Origin of the sequence: Methylibium rhizosphaerae, assembly GCF_006386545.1 — a bacterium.
Taxonomy (GTDB): Bacteria; Pseudomonadota; Gammaproteobacteria; order Burkholderiales; family Burkholderiaceae_C; genus Pseudorivibacter; species Pseudorivibacter rhizosphaerae.
Genome location: NZ_SWAR01000117.1, coordinates 1 through 1555, shown reverse-complemented (window position 1 = coordinate 1555; position 1555 = coordinate 1). Strand labels below are relative to the sequence as shown.

At 66.6% G+C, this 1555-nt stretch carries 1 protein-coding gene; it reads left to right on the top strand.

The window, feature by feature from the left end:
* On the top strand, positions 1-1555 hold a 1555-nt coding region (locus E8D38_RS27640; protein ID WP_140637483.1), incomplete at both ends, for an RHS repeat domain-containing protein.

Here is a 1555-nt window from a genome sequence, read left to right as displayed (position 1 = left end):
GGAATACGTCTATGACGGCGGCGCGGCGTACGGCCAGCGTACCGACGTGGCGGCGAGGACCATCACCTACGGATACAACGCCTTCGGCGAGGTCGAAGGCGAGTCGCGCCTGAACAACAGCACCGGCACCGCAGGCGAGTGGGCGACCACGCGGCACTACTACGACCGCATGGGCCGCAACAAGGCCACGGTCGATGCCCTCGGCTACCTGACGGAGCGTGAATACGATGCGGTGGGCAACCTCGCGTCGGTCATCGAGTATGAACACGAGGCGTCGTACGACCAGGCCGGTCGCCCGGTGAGCCCTGTTTCGGCGAAGGACCGCAAGACGTCGTACGGCTACGACCGCGTCAACCGGAAGGTCAGCGAGACACAGGTCGCCGCCGAGGTGTACGACAGCGCTTCGCAGCGCGTCGTTGAGCGTGAGCTCATCACGAGATTCGCCTACGACGCCGTTGGCAACCTGGTGCGCACCACCGACGCACACGACGCCAGCACCTTCAGCTACTACGACGCCCTTGGGCGCGTGACGGCGGTCGTCGGCGCGGCCTTCTCGGAAGGGATGGACGAGGCGGGCTCCGTGCGGAGCGTGAGCCCGGTGACGGAGTTCGCCCGCGACGCCCATGGCAACGTGCTGGTGAAGATCGAGCACAAGTACGGGGCGACGGCGGTGAGCGAGTCGGGCTATACCGTGGTCGCCCCGGGCGCCCGCTACACCCGCACGCAGTACGACAGCCACGGGCGCGCCATCGAGGTGCGCGACGCGGAAGGCCGCAGCACCTACAGCTCCTACGACCGTGCCGGCCGACTGGCCAAGCAATGGCAGTCGGTGACCAACGGGGATGGTGTCCTGCAGACCACCTACAAGGTGTTCGTGTACGACGCGCTGGGTCGCCAGGTCGACCTGATCGAGCCGGGGTCGCAGGGCACCGTGCGACTGGGGGTCACGGCACCTCGAGTGCAGTCTGCGGTTGGCTCGAGGGTCTTGCGATGGCGGGAAGGGGTCTACGAAATCGCCTGGTCAAACCCGCAGAACACCGTGGAGCTCGCGTGGTCCGGCCTGATCGATGCACATGGCGGCAACGTGAGAGTCGATCTGGGGTACCAGACGCTCATCGACCACGAGGCTCGCATTTACCGGTCGCCGGAACTCCTGGCGAGGGACGTGTCGGGAGGCGCGACCCTGACATGGCCGGAGACTCAGTTGCAGGACGGTGGCATCGCTGGCCTGAGCACGGTGGTGGTGTCTCAGAAAGACGCCAGCGGCGATTGGATCGTGATGTACCGCGGCCCGGTGGTCGGCTCTGCGATCAGCAGCGACGGCAGCGGTGCCACGCCCGTGCATCAGCGTTCGGAGTTCAATGCCTTCGGCGAACTCGTGACGCGGCGCGTCGACGATGGCCGGGCGGTCGATGAGGAGCAGGTCGAGTACTTCAAGTACGACAACGCGGGCCGCGTGTGGATGACCAACGAAGGCGACGGCGTCGACAAGGTCTATCTCTACGACGTGCAGGGGCGGCGTACTGCCGTCATCAGCAGCGCGCAGGAAGGCGCC